This is a genomic window from Bacillus sp. CBEL-1 (genome assembly GCF_004348885.1).
Lineage (GTDB): Bacteria > Bacillota > Bacilli > Bacillales > Bacillaceae_H > Priestia > Priestia aryabhattai_A.
Map to the genome: position 1 here is coordinate 123,300 of NZ_SBIM01000006.1, position 19,429 is coordinate 142,728.

20 protein-coding genes are annotated in these 19,429 nt (G+C 39.2%); 3 read left to right on the forward strand and 17 right to left on the reverse strand.

Annotation, left to right across the window (positions count from 1 at the left end; all coding sequences use genetic code 11):
• Positions 1 to 86 precede the first annotated feature (86 nt).
• From EPL02_RS05325 to EPL02_RS05340, 4 genes are all read right to left on the reverse strand, one after another.
• Positions 87 to 1,328 carry an MFS transporter gene (locus EPL02_RS05325; protein ID WP_094911366.1) on the reverse strand — a complete coding sequence of 414 codons (1,242 nt, stop codon included), beginning with the start codon at positions 1,326 to 1,328 and terminating at the stop codon, positions 87 to 89.
• Positions 1,329 to 1,762: 434 nt separating this feature from the next.
• Positions 1,763 to 1,987: a helix-turn-helix domain-containing protein gene (locus tag EPL02_RS05330; RefSeq protein ID WP_094911365.1), complete on the reverse strand. Its 225-nt coding sequence runs from the start codon at positions 1,985 to 1,987 to the stop codon at positions 1,763 to 1,765.
• A gap of 10 nt (positions 1,988 to 1,997) precedes the next feature.
• On the reverse strand, positions 1,998 to 2,483 hold the full coding sequence (locus tag EPL02_RS05335) for a DUF2975 domain-containing protein (RefSeq protein ID WP_094911364.1): 486 nt from the start codon (positions 2,481 to 2,483) through the stop codon (positions 1,998 to 2,000).
• 213 nt (positions 2,484 to 2,696) lie between these two features.
• Positions 2,697 to 4,016: a hemolysin family protein gene (locus EPL02_RS05340; protein ID WP_094911363.1), complete on the reverse strand. Its 1,320-nt coding sequence runs from the start codon at positions 4,014 to 4,016 to the stop codon at positions 2,697 to 2,699.
• Positions 4,017 to 4,137: 121 nt separating this feature from the next.
• On the opposite strand from EPL02_RS05340, the gene EPL02_RS05345 reads away from it, so the two are divergent.
• Positions 4,138 to 4,440: a hypothetical protein gene (locus tag EPL02_RS05345; protein WP_094911362.1), complete on the forward strand. Its 303-nt coding sequence runs from the start codon at positions 4,138 to 4,140 to the stop codon at positions 4,438 to 4,440.
• Between the two features lie 14 nt (positions 4,441 to 4,454).
• Here the strand turns inward: EPL02_RS05345 and EPL02_RS05350 are convergent, their stop codons facing one another.
• The 8 genes from EPL02_RS05350 to EPL02_RS05385 all read right to left on the reverse strand — a co-directional run bounded on the left by EPL02_RS05350 (position 4,455) and on the right by EPL02_RS05385 (position 12,622).
• On the reverse strand, positions 4,455 to 6,158 hold the full coding sequence (locus tag EPL02_RS05350) for a YndJ family protein (protein ID WP_131887204.1): 1,704 nt from the start codon (positions 6,156 to 6,158) through the stop codon (positions 4,455 to 4,457).
• A gap of 15 nt (positions 6,159 to 6,173) precedes the next feature.
• A complete protein-coding gene (locus EPL02_RS05355; protein WP_094911360.1) occupies positions 6,174 to 6,851 on the reverse strand; it encodes a DUF4166 domain-containing protein in 678 nt (225 codons plus the stop codon).
• The gene (locus tag EPL02_RS05360; protein ID WP_094911359.1) at positions 6,848 to 7,768 is read right to left on the reverse strand and encodes a DoxX-like family protein; all 921 of its coding nucleotides are present in this window, start codon (positions 7,766 to 7,768) and stop codon (positions 6,848 to 6,850) included. Before EPL02_RS05360 ends, EPL02_RS05355 begins: the two co-directional genes overlap by 4 nt.
• Positions 7,769 to 7,922: 154 nt before the next feature.
• Positions 7,923 to 8,459 carry a WGR domain-containing protein gene (locus EPL02_RS05365; RefSeq protein WP_311859623.1) on the reverse strand — a complete coding sequence of 179 codons (537 nt, stop codon included), beginning with the start codon at positions 8,457 to 8,459 and terminating at the stop codon, positions 7,923 to 7,925.
• 129 nt (positions 8,460 to 8,588) lie between these two features.
• Positions 8,589 to 8,921, reverse strand: a complete 333-nt coding sequence (locus EPL02_RS05370; protein ID WP_131887206.1) for a YolD-like family protein — start codon at positions 8,919 to 8,921, stop codon at positions 8,589 to 8,591.
• Positions 8,922 to 8,940: 19 nt separating this feature from the next.
• The gene (locus EPL02_RS05375) at positions 8,941 to 10,203 is read right to left on the reverse strand and encodes a Y-family DNA polymerase (protein ID WP_131887207.1); all 1,263 of its coding nucleotides are present in this window, start codon (positions 10,201 to 10,203) and stop codon (positions 8,941 to 8,943) included.
• 446 nt (positions 10,204 to 10,649) lie between these two features.
• Complete coding sequence (locus EPL02_RS05380) at positions 10,650 to 11,213, reverse strand: DUF4256 domain-containing protein (RefSeq protein ID WP_094911356.1); 564 nt, start codon at positions 11,211 to 11,213, stop codon at positions 10,650 to 10,652.
• Between the two features lie 137 nt (positions 11,214 to 11,350).
• Positions 11,351 to 12,622, reverse strand: a complete 1,272-nt coding sequence (locus EPL02_RS05385) for an MFS transporter (RefSeq protein ID WP_131887208.1) — start codon at positions 12,620 to 12,622, stop codon at positions 11,351 to 11,353.
• A gap of 135 nt (positions 12,623 to 12,757) precedes the next feature.
• On the opposite strand from EPL02_RS05385, the gene EPL02_RS05390 reads away from it, so the two are divergent.
• Positions 12,758 to 12,970 carry a hypothetical protein gene (locus EPL02_RS05390; protein ID WP_131887209.1) on the forward strand — a complete coding sequence of 71 codons (213 nt, stop codon included), beginning with the start codon at positions 12,758 to 12,760 and terminating at the stop codon, positions 12,968 to 12,970.
• Positions 12,971 to 13,031: 61 nt separating this feature from the next.
• Here EPL02_RS05390 and rlmD read toward each other — a convergent pair whose 3' ends face one another.
• From rlmD to EPL02_RS05415, 5 genes are all read right to left on the reverse strand, one after another.
• Entirely contained in the window at positions 13,032 to 14,426 is a 1,395-nt protein-coding gene (rlmD, locus tag EPL02_RS05395; protein WP_076512869.1) for a 23S rRNA (uracil(1939)-C(5))-methyltransferase RlmD, read from the reverse strand.
• A 144-nt stretch (positions 14,427 to 14,570) separates the two neighbouring features.
• Positions 14,571 to 15,398: a delta-lactam-biosynthetic de-N-acetylase gene (gene pdaA, locus EPL02_RS05400; protein ID WP_131887210.1), complete on the reverse strand. Its 828-nt coding sequence runs from the start codon at positions 15,396 to 15,398 to the stop codon at positions 14,571 to 14,573.
• A gap of 78 nt (positions 15,399 to 15,476) precedes the next feature.
• The gene (locus EPL02_RS05405; RefSeq protein ID WP_094911352.1) at positions 15,477 to 17,018 is read right to left on the reverse strand and encodes a fumarate hydratase; all 1,542 of its coding nucleotides are present in this window, start codon (positions 17,016 to 17,018) and stop codon (positions 15,477 to 15,479) included.
• 140 nt (positions 17,019 to 17,158) lie between these two features.
• Positions 17,159 to 17,677, reverse strand: coding sequence for a YfiT family bacillithiol transferase (locus EPL02_RS05410; protein WP_094911351.1), 519 nt, complete (start codon positions 17,675 to 17,677; stop codon positions 17,159 to 17,161).
• 250 nt (positions 17,678 to 17,927) lie between these two features.
• Complete coding sequence (locus EPL02_RS05415) at positions 17,928 to 18,119, reverse strand: SE1561 family protein (RefSeq protein ID WP_025908669.1); 192 nt, start codon at positions 18,117 to 18,119, stop codon at positions 17,928 to 17,930.
• Positions 18,120 to 18,300: 181 nt separating this feature from the next.
• Between EPL02_RS05415 and yfkAB the strand changes: the two genes are divergently transcribed.
• The gene (yfkAB, locus tag EPL02_RS05420; protein WP_094911350.1) at positions 18,301 to 19,419 is read left to right on the forward strand and encodes a radical SAM/CxCxxxxC motif protein YfkAB; all 1,119 of its coding nucleotides are present in this window, start codon (positions 18,301 to 18,303) and stop codon (positions 19,417 to 19,419) included.
• The last annotated feature ends 10 nt before the right edge of the window (positions 19,420 to 19,429 follow it).

Here is a 19,429-nt window from a genome sequence, read left to right on the forward strand (position 1 = left end):
TTCCTTATCTTAAACCAATAAAAGAAGAAAAACGAGATCATATAAAATGATCTCGTTTTTGCTGTTTACCTTCTATTCTCTCACTATTAAGCATTGAGCGTATTTTTTTCAGATTCAATTAGCACTTTATTTTGCCCTAAGAAAATTGCAAGAACAACGATAAAGATACCTGTTCCAACTAAAAGCCATTCTACGCTAACAAAGTCTGCAAGAGGTCCAAAAACCAGCATTCCAAGCGGCATCATAGAAGTAGAAATCATGCCCATCACCCCAAATACACGCCCTAAATACTCTTCTTCTACCTTTTCTTGCAATAATACGGTAGCTGGCGTATTAAAAATAGGCATAGCGACTCCAAAAAGGCCCATAAATCCTAAATACAGCCAAAAGATAGGAACTAAACCGAGGGCTAACGTACAAACGCCCATGATTATGCTTGCTAGGCCCAACGTTTTAATACGATTTTGGAAGCCACCCCAAGCTGCAATAACCCCTCCACCTATCATCATTCCAACTGAAAATGCAATTTCGATTGCAGTCAGTCGCCACACATCATCACCAAAGCTTCGCGTAACCTGAAGCGGAGTTAAAAATGCAGCTGGTGCCATTAGTACAAAGAACACCGCAAAGAATAAGAAAAATTGCTTTAAGAAAGCATGATTATTCACGTAGCGAATTCCTTGTTTAAAATCACTGAAATAGCTTACTTCCTGTTTCCCAACAGCTTTTTTATGCACAGAAACTTTCACGAAAGTAAGCAGCGTCAAGATAGCAAGTGCTGCTGTAACTACATCAATGAAAAAAATAACCTCAAGCGACATTGTAGTAAGTAAAGCAGCGCTAATCATTGGTGATATAAACATAATGATTGCCTGGATACTTCCATTTGCTCCGTTTACTTTGGTCAGCTTATCTTTTGGCACAATTTGTGGCAAAATGGCCCCAACAGCAGGTGTTTGAATCCCTGCTCCAAATGCACGGACTGCTGCCATCACAAACAGAAGCCAAATACTATCAAATCCCATTAAAAAGAGAATTGCTAGAACAAGTGTTGCAGTGGCAATTAAACCGTCCGCGAGCATAATGAGGACTTTTCGATTGTAGCGATCCGCCCAAACCCCAGCAACGGGCGATAAAATAAAGGTCGGAATAAATCCACAGATAATATACAACGTCATCATGAAGCCCGACTGTGTGGTTAACGTAATGTGCCACATGATAGCATACTGCACAAGGGACGATCCAAACAGTGAAATTGTCTGGCTACTAAGAAAAAGAATAATATTCTTTAACCAGTTCTCTTGTAAATGGTTTTCTGCACTATTCATATTTAACAGCTCATTTCTATTCAATTTTTATCTCATTTACCTACTAACTCCGTCCATGCACTCCTATTTTGAGACAACAAAAAAGAGAGGAATATTCTCCTCTCTTCTTAAAATAACCGTAAAATATAGGGTTTTCTTAAAAATAGACAGACCAATTCCGTTGCTCTGAGCGCAGGCAGAGCTTCCAATTATTCAATTAGCGAATGAACATTGGTAAACGTAATCTCATTGATGCTGTCAACAGAAAAACCCCCATTTCTTATTAGATACTATTATCATAGCAAAAAGACCTGTTTGATACAATTACCTTTTTACTTGGAATTAACAACCTTTTAGAATCAATATGCGTTAAGTGAGCGTTTCATTCATCAAAAAGAACAAACCTTTACCGTTTCGACTAAACAAGATGGCGGGCTCACAAAAATAATTATTTTCTATGTGTCTAACATATCCTCATCATTTTGATACTCTAGGATATCACCTGGCTGACAGTCTAAAGCTTTACATATAGCTTCTAACGTTGAGAAACGTACCGCTTTGGCTTTACCATTCTTTAAAATAGAAAGGTTTGCCATTGTAATTCCTACCTTCTCTGACAGTTCAGTTACGCTCATTTTCCGCTTGGCTAACATCACATCGATATTAATAATAATAGCCATATTCTTCACCTCAAATTGTTAAATCGTTTTCTGATTTGATATTGATTGCTTCTTTTAAAATCCTTTGAAGAACCGCGGCGAACACAGAAATAACAATGGAAGCAAATGGAACAATTAAGCCGACCAAAATGACTCCCGGAGCATCGTCCTTTTCCGCAAAGAGATAGAAAAATGGTAACACAAAAAGATGTAGCATACTAACCGCAACGGCACAATATTTAATTTTCTTTAATGCTTCTACAGATAATTCAGAGAAAGCCTTATTTTTGTCAATATAGCGTAAAAGCTTGAAAGCTTGATATAAAGCAAAATAAAAAGGTATGGCTGAAGCATAAAACGCAACGGAAACGAAATACTTCATATACGCAAATTCAGGAAGTAATTTTTCAGTAACACCAGCCAACTCTGGAACTAAAAATATACATAAGAGGAGAACAGGTATTCCAATCAAAATCACAGCTACCTTTAAAAATAGTGTTGATAATCCTTGTTTCATATAAAGCACCTCACTTAATTTATTATTTACAATATGATAGTAACTCAAAATTTATTGTTTTTCAATAAATATTTTATCTTATTCATGATTTTATTATTGTTAAATCACAAAAGGCTTTTGTTCATTCATCTGCTTTTTTCCTATGCTAATAAAAATAAGCAGCCCATATTTGTATAATATGGGCTGCTTTTCATACTATTTTATATACCATTGCTACATTTCGCCTAATGAACTTTCTTCAACTCTTGAAACCATCACCTTGTCTACACGAAACTGATCCATATCAACCACTTCCAATAACAAATCCCCTACGCGAACTTCATCTTTTACTTTAGGAATTTCTCCCTTTTGGCTGGTGATAAAACCACCAAGAGTATGAAAATTTTTATTGCTCGTTAGGTTTTCGACACCTTCAAGGTCGAAGTACCTGACAAATGTGTCGATTGGTATCAGCCCATCTGCAAGCCAAGAATTTTCGTTACGCTGGACGATTTGAAGCTCTGTTTCGTGCTCTTCTGGCATCTCACCAATAATATGTTCAAACACGTCGTGAAGAGTAACTAATCCTTCCACCCCGCCATATTCATCGATTACAATTGCTTCGTGGTGTGCGGATTTTTTCAACATTTCCATCGCTTGAAAAGCTTTCATTGATTCAGGAAGAATGATTGTTTGACGTATACATTCTGTCAAGTCAAAGTGTTCATCAGACACTAGCTTTGCAAACATGTCTTTCGCATGAACAATTCCTTTAAAATCATCAAGCGTTCCCTCTCCTACAGGAAACCTAGAATATGAATTTTCTTTCATAATCCTAATGTTTTCCTCTAATGGATCTTCTAAATCAAGCCATACGAGCTGAGGGCGTGGTGTTAAAATATCGCCTAATCGCTTATCTCCTAAGTAAAAGATTTGTTCCACAAGATCTTGTTCAATGGATTCAACAACTCCGCTATATACGCCTTGTTCAATCAGCTGAGTAATCTCTTCTTCCGTTACATCTGGCTCATCATTTGGCTTTACTCTCAGCACTTTTAGTACAAACTCTGTTGATTTACTTAAGATAAAGATAAGAGGTTTACCAATTTTTGAGAAGTAATACATTGGCTTTGCCACAATCGATGCCGTTTTTTCTGGATTGTTTAATCCAATTCGCTTTGGGACCAGTTCCCCAATAATTAACGACAAGTATGTAGACAGACCTACCACAATGATAAAGCTTAACTGATAGCTAAACGCAGCCAAAGCATCAATTTGGTCTACATAGCCTGATAGCTGCCGGGCAATTGTGGCTCCTCCAAATGCCCCTGTTATTACACCAATTAACGTAATTCCAATTTGAATGGTTGATAACAGCTGGTTTGGATCCTCAGCAAGCTTTAATGCATATGCAGCTCTGCGGTCACCTTGTTCTTTTAATTTTTCAAGTCGATTCTTTTTAGACGTTACAATTGCAATTTCGGTCATCGCAAAGAGTCCATTTGCGACAATAAGGATTAAAACAATAACAATCGAAACCCAAATACTATTCAAGAGGTTTTCACCGGCCTTTAACGTAATAATATACAGTTAACTTACCCGCTTGAACAATAAGTAATACCATTATTTTTCATTGATGGTAAAATCAATATAAATTAATTTTAAAGGAGCTTCTATGCGCTGGTTTACGTTTTTAGGACTTTTTATTTTAAGTTGGTTCCTTTATTTCGTACAGGATCTCGTACTTGAAGATTATCTTAAAGGTTCCATTTCGCTAACTCTTATCGTTGCTATTATCATTAAAGTAATTATCTTTTTCCTATTATTTAATTTGGCGAGCAAGCTGTTTGACAAGTACCAAAAGAAAACGAGTACTAAGGTGTTGTTAATAGTTACTGCTTTTTTTATCGTTTTTGTTATTATAGCTATAGCAGATAACTTATGGTACGAGTATTATGGCGATTGGTTGATCAAATAAAAAAGCGTGAAGGTTTATGCTAGACCTTCACGCTTTTTAATGGTGTAATCAATTGAAAGAAACGGAATTCCAAAAATCCACATTTTATGACTAGCTTTGATTTGATGTAAGCCTGTCTCTGGCCATACTGTAAAATGCTCATTTATTGGTAAGCGAATTGTAAACCACTTTGTTACGTAGTAAATCCCTTCATCACCTTTATCAGCTGACTGTTTTAGACTAGTTAAAATAAAGCCTCTTTCTCTCTGCTTATCCTGTGGATTTTCAAAGCGCAGCACGCCGGTCATTTGGCCAGACGGTAGAGGAAGCGCAATATTTAAGTACTTTTTCTCCTGATATTCATGGGATGAATACGCAGCGACAAAAACAGCTTTATTCGTTTCTCTTGATGTTCGAATCCAAGCTCGAACTTTCTGCCTTCCATCTTGCTTACTGCTAATTCCAACAATTCTGCTATCCACAACTAGCTCTTCCGTTTCATGATTAAGCGGTAGGTTAATTTGCTCAATACTTGAGCTAAATTGCTTATAGATTCTGGATAGAAAACCAAATCCTTTATGCCAATATGTTTTAGAATGAAGCTCATATTCAAGAGTTTGTTCATAAAAATGTCGAACAGTAGGATGAACAGACTGAGCATTGAAACCTCTTTGCTGAAATTCACCTAAGTTATCTACTAGCCCTTCATAGTGGTTATGCTTTCTATCTTTTGATTCGTACTGCTGAAAGAAATCAGCGCCAATTTTCCACCTTCCAAAAAGATTGCTAGTAGGCATTGCGTATGGGTTGAATACCATACTTGGACGAATAAAAGACCAGCCGATGACCCCTAGAAAGACAAATCCAAATGCATTCCCAATCCCATGAAGCGACACCATATTTGGAATTGAAATGAGCTCGACGTGTAGTACGCGTGATAAGCCATAATACCCTGCCAGTAGCATGGTCAACAAAAGTGTCCCCGATGATAAGACAAGAAAAACATACGCAATTGTGCTTTTGGTTAAGGTTCGTATCCTTACTACTGTAAAATAGGCATATAGCCACAGACAAATGACAAACACTACAACAAACACGAATTCAACCAATCGAGAAAACGTAATGCCAACCGCAATACCCATCGAGCTTACCATAATACCAATTGCTGCTATGTGATACATAACTGGTAGTTTCTCACCTCGTTGCCTCAGTAACCTTCCAACAAAACCTATAAAGATTGGCGTAATCAGAGCCGAAAAGTGAAAGTGGATAGCGGTCAATAGCGTAATTGTTGGTCCAAATGACATCACGTCGATGCCAAATTGAAACGTTGAAAACCAAGCTCCTCCAAGCAGGAGATACATTAACCCAATATCAATACTTACTTCTTCAATTAAATAAAGGCCTCTTGCCAAAAGCCTTGATGCACCATATAAAAACACCATTGCTGTCCATATTAACCAACCAAGCGATAATAACCCTGCTGTTATTCCTGTGGAAAAAAAGAATGACAAACAAGCTAACAGGGCGGCTATTGGATATAGATATACGCTGAATATGTACGTTTTAAACGTATCGCCGTTGCGATTTCTTGTTTCAATAACGTTTAAGATAAGCGGTACAATGACGAGCATGGCAAATAGTAAAAGCCGCTCAATTTGATTAACTTCAAGAGCTAGAAAGAAACTTAGCCACATAATAAATCCGATAAGTGCTTGTATGGATGTGAACTTTCTCATAACTCAGCTTTCCTCCTAAACCGCTGTTACTACTGCTTCACGCCTTGGTTTTGCGTAGGCGGGAGGATCTTCACAAGTCACGTACTCAATCGTGAACGTTCCTTTATAGCCAAATACTGTGCCAAAGCTTCCGTTCGTTACTGCCACATGAATGTGAAAGCACTCGTTTTCTTCGTCATACCACTCAATTGCTTCCGCTGTACCTGAAAAAACGGCCGGTATCTTTAGATTTAAACCTTTTTTCGAAAACGTAAGCGGTCCTGAAAGTAAACGAATCCCGCCGTTTTCCAACACGGAAATATCAATATCCGTGACAAAGTCTTGGTCGATACCTAGATAATCTACAATTCCTTTCTTCTTCGAACTATAGATCATTGTGGCATCAAAATTGCGTACTGGGTCAAATTGAAATTTCCGAATCCAAGCCATGCACTCCTGACCTTGTGCGTTTCGATACGCGTAATTCTCTAACGTAAATGGGATATTTCTCCCTCTTTCTGAAAATGTAATGTTCTTCTGTGCACCTAGATGAAGAAAAGGTTTCATATAAACTTTTCCGCCCCATATTTCTTCCATCACTCCAGTACAGATAATAGATGTTCTAGCCTCGCTCGTTAAGCCAAATTTCTTCTGAAGTTCTGGGTGAAGCCGACTGTAAGCTTCTCCAAGTGCTCGTTCATAAATTGAAATCATTGTTTTCCCCTTTTTGTCGTTCGTTTTCTTTTGCAACTTGACGCGCTTGGTAAATCGCGTAAGTTCAAAAGCGCCATTGCTGAGTAGCCAATCATTGCAAGCGTTAAGGTGGCTGGATTGAAAGGTGCTGCAAAGATACTACCTCCACTCATTACTGCGCCAACACCTAAGCTAATTAACGCGACAATATTTATCAAATGAAGCCATTTGCTTCGGCTAAATATTAAAAAAAGCAAGCCGAAGGTAATTTGTCCAGCTCCTAGTCCGTATAAAAAAAGTTCTTCTTTTCCTTGAAGTAAACCTGTTCCTTTTAATAACGCCAGCTCGCCTGCTTCTTGATATAAAACTTTAGGAACAAGCCCTTGGTAAATCCAGATAAAAGCAAGGATACCACTTAAAATGATTTGAAACAGGGTTTTCATTATCGAAATACGCGGTGGAATTTCCTTTTCAATCCATAACCGTAGACAGTCAAAACTCCAAGCTGTCGCCCAACCCATCAGCGGTTTAAAAAGGACATCTAGCACTCTGCCCAAAAAACTAAAGCGAGTCTTATAGTCATACTGAGTTAAAAACTGGATGCCTCGATCAGTTTTTATATACTTCCAGTAGCCACTACCTTCTTTAATTAGCGAAATTGGGTGGTCTGCCCAAAATTTTAGTGAGGAAATGCGCTCGTCATCTTTTTCAATCGTTTTTACGCTCTCTCCCGTTCCTTTTATGCTAATTCCAAACCCAATATTCGTTTGGTACAGAAACTGCTGAGGCGCTTCTTCTTTTTCTTTCGGTAAATATTCAATATTTGAAAATCGCAAATCCCACTGCTGGTGTAGCTCAGGTTTTTGCGTATATTCCCAAAGCTTCTCCATTTCACAATCAATTACTATTTCCACATAAATTGGCTTTGATTTCGCCATATAATGCTCCTCTTTTTAATAAATTGTCTTATTTAGTAGTTCAGTATGTTCATAGAAAGTCCTTTTTGATAAAACTAGAAAAAGAAGAGTAACTACTACTCTTCTAAATTTATTTATGTAAGGAGTAACAAAATGCCTTTTATCAATAACGATGTTAAATTAATTCAAACTCTGCTCCTTCTGGATAAAGCGCTACGTATTCATCGCTGTCATCATCTAAATAGGCAATCTTTGCGCCTTCAAGCACGTTGTTCTTTTCAAGGTCTTGGATAATAGTTTGAGTGGCTTTCTCGGGGTCAATCACATAGTTTACAATATTCGCTGTGCCACTTCCAATGTCTCCACCATCGCAGAAGCCATTACCTGTCCACCCTAAGCATTCATTCATTAAATCCTCAACGTGATGTCTCTTATCAAGTACTTCTTCCATTTCCCCATCTTCATAGCTATACTGTACAACCAGCTCGATAAGCTCATCTTCATCTATGTAATCATAGCCTTCATCAACTTTTGCTTCTGCTAGGCCTTCCATTAACTTTTCTGCATTGTGAAGTCGCGATAGTTTCTTTTCTTGAGTATCGCCTGCATCTCCAACTCGTCCATAGTGAATCAATAACGTTTTCTCATCTTCCCAGACTTCCCAATAAAGGAGCTCACCGTTTACTTCTTTCAGCATTTTGATCACAATCATTACCCCCTATGACTTTTGTTAAGTAAATTATACTATGTATTTTGAAAATTTTTTCACTATTTTTTCTGATTACAAACTAAAATAGTCACTGTTACTTTACAAAATATGAGGTTGTTAAGTGACCGTGCTTCACACAAACCGTACATCAATCAGCTCACTTAATCTCATTTTACGTTTGGCTTCTAATGCATCGTCAATAAAAACAAAAAGGGCCCTCAATGAATCGACAAACTGAATGAATCCTGTTTCCGTTATATAATGCCCTTGCTTGTAGTATGTAAGATAAACTTTTCGATTTGCATGTAATGCTTCAATTAAAGTAAAGTTCATGTGCTCTATTTGATCTTCGGCTAAAACTGGCTGTGAAACTTCTAATTGTTTATTAATTATGTTTTGTATACCTATATATTGCTCTGGCATTGTTGCAAATGGTCGCCATTTTTTCATTCCTCTATTTTGCATAAAATCTCCCTCTTTCTTATCATGCTTTATGCCCCCCAATGAGGCCATTTCGATAGTGAGCTGTTGAGTGATCGAGATGGCTTGAAGCTCGTAGAATACTGTTCTTTCCGTAGCGTAGCCGAATATCATCAACCGTTTTGGAAAGCGCGTAGGCTCTTTCACGCTGATCACTATCTTCAAATAAGCTCATTTGCTCTTCTCTTTGAATGCTTGTTTTTGATAGCGAAATACCAATCGATCGAATAGGCATTCCACTATCAAATGTATGTAAGATTGTTAAACAATATGGAAAGATATCTTGGGTCAAGTTTGACGCCCGCATCATTTTCTTTTGCTTGGAAAATCCTCCTTTTTGCTTACTGTAGCCAATGGATAAATGAACAGTTTGAGCCACCACTTGGTGCATACGCAATCGAAAACAGACGTCATCTAACAGCTCCAATAGCAAAAGTTCCACTTCTTTTCGACTTGTATAGTCTTGAAATAAAATTTGACTCTTTCCAAAAGAACGAGAGCTTGGAACATACACGTCAGAAATACGGCTAAAATCAATTCCGTTAGCATGTTGGTGAAGCTCTTCTCCTATAACACCAAACTCTTTTTTCAACATCTCTTTGGAAGAAAGCGCAAGCTCTTTTATAGTCGTAATGCCTAAACGGTGTAATCGTTTTTCCGTAGCCGATGAAATCCCCCAGAAGTTTTTCAATGGATGAATTGACCATAGTTTAATAGGAACGTCCTCATAGCGCCAATAGGCAACGCCTGATGAGCTGTTCTTCGCTTCATGGTCCAAGCTGATTTTAGCTAATAAGAGGTTGGGGCCTATTCCTGCAGTGGCTGTTAGCCTCGTCTTTTGGTAGATTTCATCACGTATTCGATGGGCTAATTCTTCAGGAGTTTTGGCAAATAAATGTAGAGAAGCTGTCACATCAATAAACAATTCATCAATGCTGTATGCATGAAAATCTTCAGGCGCTACATACTGTAATACCAAGCTTGAAATATAGTTAGAAGCCTTGATATAGCGCTTCATAGATGGGTTCACCACATAAACGTCTTTTCTTTTAGGAATGTCAAACAGCCGACTGCCGGTTTTGATTCCTTCTTTCTTTAACAAGGGCGTGGCTGCTAAAACAACTGAGCCAGGCCGCTTCGTGTCTCCCACAACAGCAAGTTTTACTTTCAATGGATTCAATCCCCTAATAACGCAAGAAACCGATGCAAAAAATGCTTTCATATCAATACAAATAATGACTCTGTTCGGTAACTGACCATAATCCATGAAAATAACTCCTTAAAAGAAAAAGTGAGGAACATTCGTTCTCATTATATACGAACATTTGTTCTTTAATCAATAAATTTTTAATAAAATTTTTGATTTTGAACTATCTCAAACGGAAATGAAGCTGATTTCAGACTTAACAAAGCCGGATGGCAGAATCACTGGTCAAGCCCCAGCTGTTTATGAAAAGGTTTAGCTTTCATATAGTAAAAAGAGCAGAATTAACTCTGCTCTTTTTACTATTTTCTATTCATTCCCCTCTTTTAAATCCACCCCAATTGGGTCAAGTTCAATCTCTTTATGCTCCCAAACTCACCCTTTCTCCATATACTTACTAAACACAGAAACATTGCTTTTGGCTTGTTTTTTAAAACAAAAAAGAAACATAATAAAAAACCCTAAATTCTCTCTCTAACTCAAAGAATTTAGGGTTAAATAAATATTGTTTAAACCTTTAATAGACCTCGAAAGCCCCTGGAAGAATAGTAAGAATCCGCTCCGTTATGGTAGACAAAGACTGTGTCGTAGCGACGATCACAAAAGATAGCTCCACCACGCTTTCTAATAGGGGCTGGTGTTTGTACCCAACTCGATGTTTTATTATCGAAGCTTCCAAACTCCTGTAGATATCGATATTGTTCTTCCGTTAAAAGGTCAATTCCCATATCCGTAGCCATATCAATAGCCGTATTTTCAGGCTTGTGCTTCTTTCTTGATTCCAGCGCTTCACGATCGTAACAAACGCTTCGACGTCCTTTTGGACTTTCTACTGAACAATCATAGAACGTGTATACATCCTCTGTATCATAATCAATTACATCTGGCTCGCCGCCAGTTCGCTCCATTTCATGAAGGGACCAGAGTTTTTCAGGATTTGTTTTGAGCTTTGCTTCTACTTTGCTCCATTCAAGCTCTGGATGACGATTTATATTTTTTTCAAAACGTTCTCTCAATACTGTAATAATTTCTTCACTCTGTTCAGATGACAACTGCTTTTCGTTATTTGTCATATTAAAGCCTCCTTGGCAACTCTCGAAATAGCTTCATAAAAAAATAAAGGTAAAGACGAACATATTTATTATACTAGCTTATTTTTCTAACCGGTAAGAAGGTTTCCTTCCCAAATATTATTTTTTCACAAATGCATTTACTGTTTACTTCTTCTCTGCCACACTACAACTGGAATCAATAACAACGAAAGCATCCCCCCAACTAGTGATAACGTGGGAAAGCTTGAACCTGCTACAATCACTCCTGATAAAGCTCCACCTGCAGCTCCTGATAAGGCAATGGAAACATCAACCGTTCCCTGCACTTTCGCTCGTGTAGAGATGCTCGTAGAGTCCACAATTAGTGCCGTACCGCTTATTAAGCCAAAATTCCACCCTAATCCAAGTAAAACAAGGGCAAGGACTAATAAAAACATGGATTCTCCTGGTGCTAGTGCTGCGATTAATCCAGCTAACAGCAAGGTAGCTCCAGAAGCAATCGCCATCGGAACGCGTCCAAGCTTATCGACAAGGATTCCAGTAAACAGTGACGGAAGGTACATAGCACCAATATGAAAGCCAATTACTAATCCAACGGCTCCTAAGGCGTGGCCGTGGTGAGTCATATGAACAGGTGTCATCGTCATGATGGCAACCATCACGATTTGAGTAATGACCATAATTGTGGCACCAATTACAATTCCTCTTTTATCTTCTTTCATCGCTGCTGAAGCCGTAGCCTCCTTTTTATCATGTTGCTTCATCATTTCTATTTCTCTTGCTATGACTAATGGCTCTGGACGAAGAAAGATAAAAAGGAAGATTCCAGCTAAAAGATAAGCAGCTGCTCCTAACATGAACGGACCTGTAAGAGATGGAAACCCGATTGACTGGGCAAATTCTCCCGTCACGCCTACTAAGTTAGGACCCGCTACGGCACCGAATGTCGTAAACACCATTGTCGTACTAATCGCTGTGGCTCGCTGCTTGCTGTTGGCTAAGTCTGTGCCCGCATAGCGAGCCTGCAGATTTGTAGCTGTGCCTGCTCCGTATATTAGCAACGAAGCAAATAACAGTACAATACTGTTTAGAATAGCTGCCAATATGATCCCAACTGCACCGATACCACCAAAGAAAAAACCAGTTGATAGCCCAATACGCCGTCCATATCGTTGTGAAAGTCTGCCCACTAGCAGCGCAGCTCCAGCCGATCCAAAAGTTAACAGCGCAGAAGGAACTCCTGCATAAGCTTCTGTTCCGAGCATCTGCTGGGCAATAAGTGCACCAACCGTCACTCCTGCAGCGAGCCCTGCACCACCAAGTATTTGTGAGATACTAACAATGAATAAAATACGTTTATAGAGCGCTTGTTGCTTTTCTTCCGAAAGCACGTAGCTATGTATTTCTTTTGCAGTACTTGTGTTTGTCATCACCGAACCGCCTCTCCAAGAATATGGTCCCTTACATAATTAAAAACCAAATAATTACTCTTTCTATGATACTATATCTTTACAAAATAAAAGCAGCTCATTTACTACTAAAAAATAATCAACGGAGGTATTTTAGTGGAATTCTCAAAACCTGAATTAGTTGAAGCAAAACGTCAAATTGATTCAACTTTACATAAGCTCAGAGAAACCGTCAAAACGCTAGAAGCAAAAGAAATTCCCAGTAGGTACAAATCGCAAATCACTTTAGCTAGGCGACGTATAGATGCATTTGAAATTTCTGTATTCCTTATTGAAAGAGAACTAATGGAACTTGATGAGGAAAGTTAAAGAGACAAAAAAACCCAAAAATCGCACATAACCACGCGAGGTTTGGGTCTTTAGTACATTCTTATTTATGCATACTTTTCAACTTCAATGTCGTCACAGACTCAACGTGAGCCGTATGAGGGAACATATCGACTGGCTGTACGTTTTTTACTTTGTAGTACTTTGAAAGAATTTGGACGTCTTTTGCAAGAGTCGATGGGTTACAAGATACGTAAACAACTTTCTTCGGCTTCACTTGTAAAATTGCTTTTAAAAGCTTTTCATCACAGCCCGTACGCGGTGGATCCACGACGATAACGTCCGGCTTCCAGCCTTCACTTACCCATTTTGGTAACCACTGCTCGGCTGGCCCTGTTACATATGTGGCATTTTCAAAGCCGTGATCTTTCGCATTTTTACGCGCATCCACAATTGATTCTTCAATGGTATCCATTCCGCGGATTTCTTTGGCGTCATCCGCTAACCATAAACCAATCGTTCCAACACCACAGTAAGCATCAACGATTTTTTCTTCTCCTGTTAGCGCCGCTGCTTTTTTCACTTCGTCATAAAGCTTAACGGTTTGCTGAGGATTTAATTGGAAGAAAGCGCGAGCTGATAGTTCAAATGAGATATCTCCTAACGTTTCTTGAATGACTGGCTTGCCTGCTAGCGTAAACGTTTCATCACCAAAGATTAGCGACGTTTTTTGACCGTTTACGTTTTGAACAACAGATTTCACTTCCGGTAGACAACGTTTGATTTCCTCTAATAGTAAGTCTTTACGCGGAATATCTTTTTGTGCCGTAATTAAAACAAGCTGCACTTCACCTGTTTCAAATCCAACGCGCGTCACAATTGTACGAACAACCCCACCGCGCTTTTTCTCGTCGTACACAGGAATTTTTAAATCTTGTAAAATACGCTTCATTTCTTTTGTCACATGATTTGTCGCGCGATGTTGAATCGGACAGTTTTCAATGTCAATTAAGCGGTGTGAATTGATTCCATATAGGCCGGCAATGACTTTTTGCTTGTCCATTCCAACCTGAAACTGTGACTTGTTTCGATAACGCCACGGATCTTCCATACCAATTGTTGATTTGATTTTTGACTCAACGTTTTTCAATGAGCTATGACGTTCAAAGGCTTGTGAGACAATGTCACGCTTTGAATCAAGCTGGCCTTCATACGACAAGTGCTGAAGCTGGCAGCCTCCACACTGCTCATAGATGGGACAGGGCGGGTTAACGCGCTGTGGTGATTTTTTGCGAATACGCTTAATACGACCTTCCGCAAAGTTACGCTGTACGTTCGTTGCTTCAACAACTACTTCTTCATCTGGCAACGCACCAGGAACAAAGACAACTTGGCGTTTGAAGTATCCTACTCCTTCACCGTTAATACCAAGACGCTTAATAGTAAGCGGAAAGGTTTGTCCTTTTTGAACCTTCATTTCTTGTTTAGGTTTATTCATTCTAACAACTCCGATTATAGTTTCTGTTTCTATTTATGCACGGTTTTACCTTTTCATAAAACCGATGATGTTTTTCTTAAAAAAGAACCAAGGCATATTATAACACTTTCACGACAAAAAAACCGACAAGGATTCTTGTCGATTTTAAGGAGTTTTTTGCTCTGTCATATCGGTAGGTTCTTTTTTCTCAATTGGAGCTACTTTTTCACGCTCAAACACAAGATTATCAATGCTTTTGAACGTATATCCTTCTTCTTGAAGATCGTGAATTGCTTTATCAAGCGCCTCTGCATTATCCTTTGAAACGGTATGAAGAAGTAAGATAGCACCCGGGTGGATTTGAGCCATAATGTTGTCATAAGAATAGCGCCAGCCTTTTTGTGCATTTGTCATCCAATCCACAAATGCCAGTGACCAGAAAACGTTAATATAGCCTTCCTCTTGTGATAAAGCTAGCGTACGTTCACTAAAGACGCCACGGGGTGAGCGAATATATTGCATATCATCTCGTCCGGTAATGTCTTTGTATTTATCTTCTACTTTTTGCAGCTCTTCTTTAAAACGCTTATCGTTTACTTGCGTTAAGTCCGGATGGTGCCAAGAGTGATTTCCAACAATATGGCCTTCTCGTACCATTCGTTTAATCAGCTTTGGCTGGTCTTTTAGATAATGCCCTGTCACAAAGAACGTTGCCGGTACTTTACGCTTTTTCAACACGTCAAGAACGTCTGCTGTGTAGCCATTTTCATAGCCGTTGTCAAACGTAAGATAAATTTCTTTTTTGGTTGTATCACCAAGGTAAAAAGCTTCGTATTTCTTTAATAGCTTTTCATGAGAAGCTCCTGCATCAGCCGGCTTGTGATTTTTACTTTTTTGAAACCCCCAGCTAATTGGTTTATTTGAATAGGTTTGTGCTGAAACTGGAATCGTTACGCCTACTAAAACAACGAGGAAAAGGATGAATCTACGCATAACGTGCTCCTTTCCAAAGGTCAGTTTATGCTTAGTATTCATCCTTTTCGTTTACGTATGCTCGCTACTTTTTACCAATTACTTAAACACAGGCTCTTTAAATTGCTCCAGCTTTTCAAGCGATGATTTATCAACGTCGGCATGTAAGCTATTCCCATGAGAGTCCATCGTTACAACTGCTGTGAACCCTTCAACTTTTAAATGCCACATTGCTTCAGGAATACCGAACTGCATTAAATCAACGCCTTCAACGCTCTTAATGCAATCTGCGTAGTACTGCGCTGCGCCGCCAATTGCGTTTAGATAGACGCCTCCGTGTTCTTGTAGAGCTGCTAGGGTTTTTGGCCCCATTCCGCCTTTACCGATAACAGCACGAATACCAAACTTCTTCATAATATCACCTTGGTAAGGCTCTTCACGAATACTTGTGGTTGGTCCTGCTGCAGCTACTTTCCAGTTGCCCGCATCATCTTTTAACATAACTGGACCACAGTGATAAATAATTTGGCCGTTTAAGTCAACCGGAGCGTCATTCGTTGTTAAGTGTTTGTGGATTGCGTCACGGCCTGTATACATCATGCCGTTAATCGTTACCACGTCACCTACTTTTAATTCGCGAATTTGCTCTTCTGTGATTGGTGCTTGCAGAACAACTTCTCGTGTTTTATTCGCTACTTTATCTTCTTCTTTCTCCGCTTGTTCAGAGAAGTCAATTTCTTCGCCTTCTTGGTATAACCATTCTGTTACGTCACCTGTCGCTGCATCAATTTTAATGCCAAGGCGACGGTATGCCCAACAGTTATAAGCTACCGATACGAAGAAACTTGCTGGAATACGATTAATAACGCCAACTTTACACCCAAGAAGCGTTGTTTCACCACCAAAGCCCATGGTACCAATGCCAAGCTTATTAGCATTTTCCATCACGTACTCCTCAAGTTCTTTTAGCTGCTCATTGGGATTTTCATCATCTAAGCTTCTGAAAAGCTGTTCCTTTGCTAGCTCATAGCCTGTTGTACGGTCGCCACCGATGCCCACGCCGATGACGCCGGCGCTACAGCCTTGGCCTTGGGCTTGGTATACAGAGTGCATTACGCACTTTCGAATACCGTCTAAGTCACGACCAGCACGGCCTAGACCTTCAAGCTCACATGGCAAGCTGTACTGAATATTTTTGTTTTCACAGCCGCCGCCTTTTAAAATGAGGCGCGCGTCAATATAATCATTTTCCCACTGTTCAAACTTAATAACCGGAGTCCCTGCACCTAAGTTATCACCGCTGTTTGCTCCTGTTAACGAGTCAACGGAGTTTGGGCGCAGCTTTCCGTCTTTTGTTGCCTCTTCAATTGCCCAATAGATCGCTTTTTTAATTTCAATTTGGTTCACGCCAACTGGAGTTTTAATTTTAAATGTCGGCATCCCCGTATCCTGACAGATTGGTGAGATGTTTTCATCCGCCATTTTAATGTTGTTTGTGATTGTTGCAAGTGACATCGCTGCACGCGTACCCGCATTTTCTTTTGCTTTTGCCGCTGCAATAGCACGTCGCACATCCTTTGGTAGCTTCGTGGATGTTTCAACAATTAGATCGTACATACTCTTTTTTAAAGCTTCAATCATTGTAGATCTCCTCCCGTGTCCCCTAAATAAATGTAAGCGTTTTTTTATTTGTAGAAGAGCCGGCCGTTTCCGTTCTTCATTTCACTTTTATTATACTCTCTTGTCTTATAATCTGAAAGGTTTTCCTTGGAATTAGCTGACTACCAGTTCTTATGTTTTCTCAGCGTTGTAATGTGTGCAATGTGATGTTTTCCATGCCACGCATAGGTTCCAATTACTTCTGCAATGGTCATTGTGCCGTTATCAGGATGTTGAATGGTTCTTTTTAATTCACCTTCTGTCAAAGATTGAAGCAGCGTGACTAAACGTTTATGTAAAGACGATAAGAGTCCAATGGATACCTCAATTGATAGACCACTATCTGATAGGAGTGCCCACGCTTTTTCGTCGTATGGACGTATTGTAGGGTTATTCTCTGTCAAACCAAGCTTTATGCGTGTATAAGCATTTAAATGAGAATCAGCCATGTGATGTACCACTTGTTGCAACGTCCAACCGCCTTCTCGATAAGGTGTAGCTAACTGGGCTTTTGTAAGCCCTTCTACCGCTCTTTTCAATTGAGCAGGTGCTTCATCAATTTCTACAATCCAGTTCTTAATTTGTTCATTTGTTATAGGCTGTTGAATTGTTAATACTCCAATTGGATATTGGTTAAACATAAGTTTCTCCCCCTGACCATTAATCAAACTATGTAAGTATACTCATTCTTTAACACCGTCAAATATCTCGTTCATTCCAATTCTGTATACGCTCTAGAGATAGTGCTAGAAGTTCATGTTCACATACTCTCAATCATTTTTATCTTCTACTCACATCTTCCACTTTTTAGCATAGCGAATTAATAATGAAATATAAAGATTTTAGTTCCATAAAGAAAGCGAAAAGACTCTTTGGCCTTTTCGCTTTATCTTACTTATTATCGTCGCTCTTTTTAAATTGCTCACACTTTAATTCAAGGTCATCAATCATTGTGATTAAACGGTCAATATCTTCAAGCTCTGTTGTTTCAGGTTCAATTGAGTCAAGCACCTGCATAAACATATTTAAACGTTCTTTTAAATAGCGAACTTGTGATTCTGAATCATGTACTGCATTTCCCATACTTGTCTACACCTTCTCATGATAAATTTAAATGCGCTTTTCTACTTGGTAAAAGAACTAATTTCTTTTATCGTAACGAATGATTTTGCATTTGACAACTAAAAGCATTGGATTTCATAATAGTCACTAGTGTCCTTTTTAAGCTAGGTAACACGTTGAATGAAAAAAAGGAGTTTTTGTGATGACCACTTTACAAAAGATCACGCCGTCTTATGACCCGTGGGAAGCTTATTTAGATATAAAAGATTACGGAAAGCCAACTTTAACAAACGTCGAGTTCACAACAACAACGCTGTGTAACATGCGCTGTGAACACTGTGCAGTTGGCTACACGCTTCAGCCAAAAGATCCGAATGCTTTACCTCTTGATTTGATTTTAAAGCGTTTGGATGAAGTACCGACTCTTCGCGCTCTAAGCATTACAGGGGGCGAGCCGATGATGTCTTTAAAATCTGTCAAAAATTACGTAGTGCCTCTTTTAAAGTATGCGCATGAACGTGGCATTCGTACACAGATTAATTCAAATTTAACGCTTGATTTAGCACGTTATGAGCTTATTATTCCATACCTTGATGTTTTACATATTTCACACAACTGGGGAACAATGGATGATTTTGTTGAAGCTGGCTTTGCAATGATGGACCGAAAACCAACATACGAGCAGCGCGCTAAATATTTTGATCGCATGATTGAAAATAGCCGTGCACTCGTAAAAGCTGGCGTAACGGTATCAGCTGAAACAATGCTCAACAAACGTACGCTTCCTCATATGGAAAAAATTCATCGTCAAATCGTTGATGAAATGCTTTGTCAGAGACATGAGGTGCACCCTATGTACCCAAGTGACTTTGCAAGCGCACTTGAAACATTGTCATTACAAGACATGCGCAGCGCCATTCACCACTTGCTCGATATCCGTGATGAAAACGTGTGGATGCTTTTTGGTACGCTGCCGTTCTATGCGTGTAATGGTAACGAAGAAGACCAAGCGTTGTTAAAGCGTTTATACAGCAGCAAAAACGTAACGGTTCGGAACGATCCAGACGGCCGTTCTCGCTTAAACGTGAACATTTTTGATGGCGATATTATCGTGACCGACTTTGGCGATACGCCTCCGCTTGGTAACATTCAAGATACAAAGCTACAGAGTGCTTTTGACACATGGCAGCAATCATCAATTTCAAAAGAACTTAGCTGTCACTGCTCAGCCGTTTCCTGTCTTGGACCAAACATTTTGGTGAAAAACAGCTACTATCAAGGTACGGATTTTTCAACGCGCAAAGCATTGATTACGAAATAAGTAAAACCTC

Coding starts and splice junctions, on each gene's coding strand:
- EPL02_RS05330 (WP_094911365.1), bottom strand. CDS start 1,987: ATGGCTATTATTATTAATATCGATGTGATGTTAGCCAAGCGGAAAATG.
- EPL02_RS05360 (WP_094911359.1), bottom strand. CDS start 7,768: ATGGCGAAATCAAAGCCAATTTATGTGGAAATAGTAATTGATTGTGAA.
- EPL02_RS05405 (WP_094911352.1), bottom strand. CDS start 17,018: ATGATTGAAGCTTTAAAAAAGAGTATGTACGATCTAATTGTTGAAACA.
- EPL02_RS05365 (WP_311859623.1), bottom strand. CDS start 8,459: ATGATTGTGATCAAAATGCTGAAAGAAGTAAACGGTGAGCTCCTTTAT.
- EPL02_RS05350 (WP_131887204.1), bottom strand. CDS start 6,158: ATGAGAAAGTTCACATCCATACAAGCACTTATCGGATTTATTATGTGG.
- EPL02_RS05335 (WP_094911364.1), bottom strand. CDS start 2,483: ATGAAACAAGGATTATCAACACTATTTTTAAAGGTAGCTGTGATTTTG.
- yfkAB (WP_094911350.1), top strand. CDS start 18,301: ATGACCACTTTACAAAAGATCACGCCGTCTTATGACCCGTGGGAAGCT.
- EPL02_RS05380 (WP_094911356.1), bottom strand. CDS start 11,213: ATGACAAATAACGAAAAGCAGTTGTCATCTGAACAGAGTGAAGAAATT.
- EPL02_RS05370 (WP_131887206.1), bottom strand. CDS start 8,921: ATGCAAAATAGAGGAATGAAAAAATGGCGACCATTTGCAACAATGCCA.
- EPL02_RS05415 (WP_025908669.1), bottom strand. CDS start 18,119: ATGGGAAATGCAGTACATGATTCAGAATCACAAGTTCGCTATTTAAAA.
- EPL02_RS05345 (WP_094911362.1), top strand. CDS start 4,138: ATGCGCTGGTTTACGTTTTTAGGACTTTTTATTTTAAGTTGGTTCCTT.
- EPL02_RS05375 (WP_131887207.1), bottom strand. CDS start 10,203: ATGGATTATGGTCAGTTACCGAACAGAGTCATTATTTGTATTGATATG.
- EPL02_RS05355 (WP_094911360.1), bottom strand. CDS start 6,851: ATGATTTCAATTTATGAACGAGCACTTGGAGAAGCTTACAGTCGGCTT.
- pdaA (WP_131887210.1), bottom strand. CDS start 15,398: ATGCGTAGATTCATCCTTTTCCTCGTTGTTTTAGTAGGCGTAACGATT.
- EPL02_RS05410 (WP_094911351.1), bottom strand. CDS start 17,677: ATGTTTAACCAATATCCAATTGGAGTATTAACAATTCAACAGCCTATA.
- EPL02_RS05325 (WP_094911366.1), bottom strand. CDS start 1,328: ATGAATAGTGCAGAAAACCATTTACAAGAGAACTGGTTAAAGAATATT.
- EPL02_RS05385 (WP_131887208.1), bottom strand. CDS start 12,622: ATGACAAACACAAGTACTGCAAAAGAAATACATAGCTACGTGCTTTCG.
- rlmD (WP_076512869.1), bottom strand. CDS start 14,426: ATGAATAAACCTAAACAAGAAATGAAGGTTCAAAAAGGACAAACCTTT.